General features: G+C 73.7%; 3 protein-coding genes and 1 pseudogene. 3 read left to right on the top strand and 1 reads right to left on the bottom strand.

Annotation, left to right across the window (positions count from 1 at the left end; translation table 11 throughout):
• Together AC1DY2_RS16850 and AC1DY2_RS16845 are read left to right on the top strand one after the other, a co-directional pair.
• Positions 1-184: pseudogene (locus AC1DY2_RS16850) on the top strand (aldehyde dehydrogenase (NADP(+))); the annotation flags it as partial.
• The gene (locus AC1DY2_RS16845; RefSeq protein ID WP_476763459.1) at positions 185-1348 is read left to right on the top strand and encodes an MFS transporter; all 1164 of its coding nucleotides are present in this window, start codon (positions 185-187) and stop codon (positions 1346-1348) included. It abuts the pseudogene before it with no gap.
• A gap of 211 nt (positions 1349-1559) precedes the next feature.
• On the opposite strand, the gene AC1DY2_RS16840 is transcribed toward AC1DY2_RS16845, so the two are convergent.
• Positions 1560-2900 carry a Gfo/Idh/MocA family protein gene (locus AC1DY2_RS16840; RefSeq protein ID WP_476763458.1) on the bottom strand — a complete coding sequence of 447 codons (1341 nt, stop codon included), beginning with the start codon at positions 2898-2900 and terminating at the stop codon, positions 1560-1562.
• A 203-nt stretch (positions 2901-3103) separates the two neighbouring features.
• Between AC1DY2_RS16840 and AC1DY2_RS16835 the strand changes: the two genes are divergently transcribed.
• A partial coding sequence (locus AC1DY2_RS16835; RefSeq protein WP_476763457.1) for a LacI family DNA-binding transcriptional regulator occupies positions 3104-3864 on the top strand: 761 nt, incomplete at its 3' end.

The following is a 3864-nucleotide window of genomic DNA, read 5'->3' as shown; positions in this document are numbered from 1 at the left end:
GCCGTCGACCACGTCGATCCACACCTCGGTGGGGGTGACGGCGATCCGGCGGTTCCTCCGTCCCGTCGCCTACCAGGACGCGCCCGACGCCGCGCTGCCGCCCGAGCTCCGCGAGGCGAACCCGCTCCGCATCCCCCGCCGCGTCGACGGCGTGCTGACCCTTCCGGACGCGCCGGCGGGCTGAGTGGGCGTCGCGGCGTACCTCGCCGCCGCCACGCCTCCGCGGCTGGCGGTGGGCGGCATCACGGTGGCGATCCCGGTGCWCGCCGACGAGCAGTTCGGCGACGTGGCGCTCGGCGGACTGCTCGCGGCGGCGGCGCTCGGGCCGAGCATCGTGGCCGCGCCCGTGGTGGGTGCGGTGCTCGACCGGACGCGGCATCCGGGCCTGCTCATGGCCGCAGCGGGCCTCGTGACCGCCGCGGCGTTCACCGTCGCGGCGTTCCTCGGCGTCCTGCCCGTCTGGGTGGTCGCGCTCGCGCTCGTGGTCGCCGGCACGGCGGTGCCGTTCCTCATGGGCGGGCTGTCGAGCTTCGTCACGGAGGTCATCCCCGACGAGCGCAGGGCGTACGCGGTGGACGCGCTCGCCTACAACCTCGGCTCCGTCGCCGGGCCTGCCGCCGTGGCGGCCGCGACCGCGCTGGGATCGGCCCGTCTCGCGACGCTCATCGTGGCCGCCAGCGCCCTGATCGGCGCCGTGGCCACCTTCCCACTGCGCCTGCGACCGCTCCCCGGCGAGCCGCACGGCTCGATGCTCGCCACCATCGCGGCGGGCTTCCGCCACATCGCCACGCACCGTCCGCTCGCGATCGTCACGACGAGCGGGACGCTCAGCCAGTTCGGCGCGGGCGGCCTCTCGATCGCCGCGGTCGCCCTCGCCGTGCACCGCAATGGCGAAGCCGCGCAGGGCGCGATCATCGTCACCGCGTTCGCCATCGGCGGCCTCCTCGGCGCGCTGTGGAACTCCGCGTCGCCCGTGCGCCGGCCCCCCGAGCTCGTGATGGGCCTCGGCTTCGCCGCCACCGGCGTCTTCACGATCATCGCCGCGGCCGACGTGGGCCTGCCCTGGACGATCGTCGCGATCGGCGTGTCGGGGCTGTTCACCGCGGCGAGCTCCGCGGCGATGCTGCTGATCCGCAAGCAGCAGAGTCCGCCGACGCTCCGGTCGCAGGTGTTCACCGTCGGTGCCGGGCTGCGTGCGGCCGCCGCGGCCGCGGGCGCCGCCGTCGCGGGCCTCGCGTCGGGCCTCGGCGCCGCGGCCCTGCTCGTGATGATCGGCCTCGTCTGGATCGCCTCGGGCGCCCTCCTCCTGGGCTACCCGAGGCACGCTCCCGCGATCGACGCCGCCTGACCGGCGGCCCCCGCCGGCCAGTGCCACCGGCCCGATCGGCCCTGCCAGCTCCCCGCGATCAGCGTGCGAGCTGCACCAATCGGCGGATATACGATCCGACACCCCGGGTATCGGGCCGTGCGCACGGTGTGGCGGATCGTATATCCGCCGGGGGTGGCWGTGAGCGGATGCCGCGGCGGGCGGCCGCGGCATCCGCTCTGTTGCGTCGGGGCTAGACGCCGAGCTCGAGGTCGGCGATGCGCACGGGCTCGCCGGTGGCGAGCGAGAGGTTGCCGGCGATGCCGACCGACACCGCCTTGACGCCGTCGGCGTAGCCGGCCACCCGGCCGAGCGGCGCGTCATCCGTCACCCGGTCGAAGAGGTGCCGCAGCAGGTAGGCGTCGCCGCCGCCGTGGCCGCCGATGCCCTCGGGGATCGGCACGACGCGCGCGCCCTCCCAGTGCCGCTGCACGACGAGGCGCTCGGAGTCGGGCCGCACCCGGTCTTCGGGCGAGGCGTCGGGGTGCATGCTCGGGTCGACGACCACGCGACCGTCATCGCCGATGAGCACGGCGCCGCGCTCGACCACCTCGAGCTCGGCCCGGCCCTCGGTGCCGTTGACGGTGACGCGATAGCCCTCCCAGGGCGCGTGCGCGTTGAGCGAGTAGCTCATCGTGGCGCCGCTGTCGTAGTCGACGAGCGCGGCGAGGTTGTCCTCGATGGTGATGCCGGCGTCGAACACGTCGCGGTCGCGGAGGTAGCCGTCGTGCTGCTCCTGGTCGAGGTAGAGCTCCTTCAGTCGCTCGTCGGCGGCGAGGTCGAGGGCAAACGGGTCGCCGGCCACGCCCGTGCCCCGCGAGGGCCGGTCGCCGAGGCCCCGCGCCGCCGCGTTCTCGGCGCCGTAGAACCGCAGCCCGCCGCTCGCGAAGACGCGCACGGGCGTCGCCGCGATCCACCAGTTCACCAGGTCGAAGTGGTGCGAGGCCTTGTGGATGAAGAGGCCGCCCGAGTTGGCCTTCTGGCGGTGCCAGCGGCGGAAGTAGTCGGCGCCGTGCACCGTGTCGAGCGCCCACTCGAAGTGCACCGACGTCACCGCGCCGATCTCGCCGTCGGCGATGACCTGCCGCAGGGTCGAGTTGCGCGGGCTGTAGCGGTAGTTGAACGTGGTGATGACCTCGCGCCCGGTCTCGGCGATCGCCGCACCGATGCGGCGCACGCTCTCCGCGTCGATGGTGAGCGGCTTCTCGACGACGACGTCCGCCCCCGCGCGCAGGGCGCGCACGACGTAGTCGGCGTGGGTGAAGTCGGGCGTCGTGACGATGACGCGGTCGAGCCGCTCGTCGCGGATCATCCGCTCGACGTCGTCGACCTCGTATCTGGCGGGCACCGGATGCCCCGCCGCGACGACCTGGCGCTCGTAGACGTCGAGACGGCCGGGGTTCACGTCGCTCCAGGCCACGAGTTCGGCGACGTCGGGTACGCGCTCGGCCCCGAGCTGGGTGCCGGTGAGCGCGCCGATGTACATGCCGGCCCGGCTGCCCGTGCCGATGAGTCCGTACCGCTCCTGCGCCATCGCTGCTCCACTCGGATCTCGGGAGAAAGCGCTTCCTCCGCGGCATCCCATCGGTGCGGAATCGCTGCGGGATGAACCGGGAAAGCGCTATCTCGAATTGCTACCATTTGTACCAGTACCCGCACTCATGGCCAAACGTGCCGCGTCGACGTGGAGGCCGCGGGGTAGAGTCGCCCGAGGGGCGGCAGACTGCAGGAGGACCGATGACCGAGGGCGGCATCCAGACCGGCCGGAACGCACCGGCGACGCTGCACGACGTGGCGCGCGAGGCGGGCGTCTCACTCGCGACCGCGTCGAGGTCGCTGAACGGCAGCACCCGCAAGGTCAACGAGGAGTATCGGCAGCGCGTGCTCGAGGCCGCCGCCCGACTCGACTACTCCCCCAATCTCTCGGCGCAGGCGGTCGCGCGCGGCACCACCACGACGGTCGCGCTGCTCGTCGCCGACATCGCCGACCCGTACTTCTCCTCCATCGCGGCCGGCGTCGTCGCCGAAGCGGACACCGCTCGCCTCATCGTGACCATGGCGGCGACGGAACGCGATCCCGATCGCGAACTCGAGCTCGTGCGCACGCTGCGCGGCCAGCGTCCGCGGGTCATGATCCTGGCCGGCTCGCGCCCCACCACCGACCCCACCGACGGCGCGCTCGGCGAGGAGCTCGCGGCCTACGAGCGCGCGGGCGGCCGGGTGGTGCTCATCAGCCGCAACGAGTACGACTTCCGCACGGTGCTGCTCGACAACCGCGTCGGCGCCGCCGCCCTCGCGCGCGAGCTCGTGGGCCTCGGCTATCGCCGCTTCGCCGTGGTCACGGCTCGCGAGGGCCTGCGGACCGCCGCCGACCGCCTCGCCGGATTCCGCGACGGGCTTGCCGAGGCAGGCATCGAGCTCAGCGACGACGACGTGATCCGCGCGGAGTTCACGCGCGACGGCGGCTACGACGGCACGACGGCGCTCATCGAGCGCGG

The sequence above is a fragment of the Agromyces sp. P1_H4 genome (assembly GCF_056405255.1).
The sequence above is the reverse complement of the archived record's forward strand: the minus strand, read 5'-3'. Positions and strand labels throughout refer to the sequence as shown.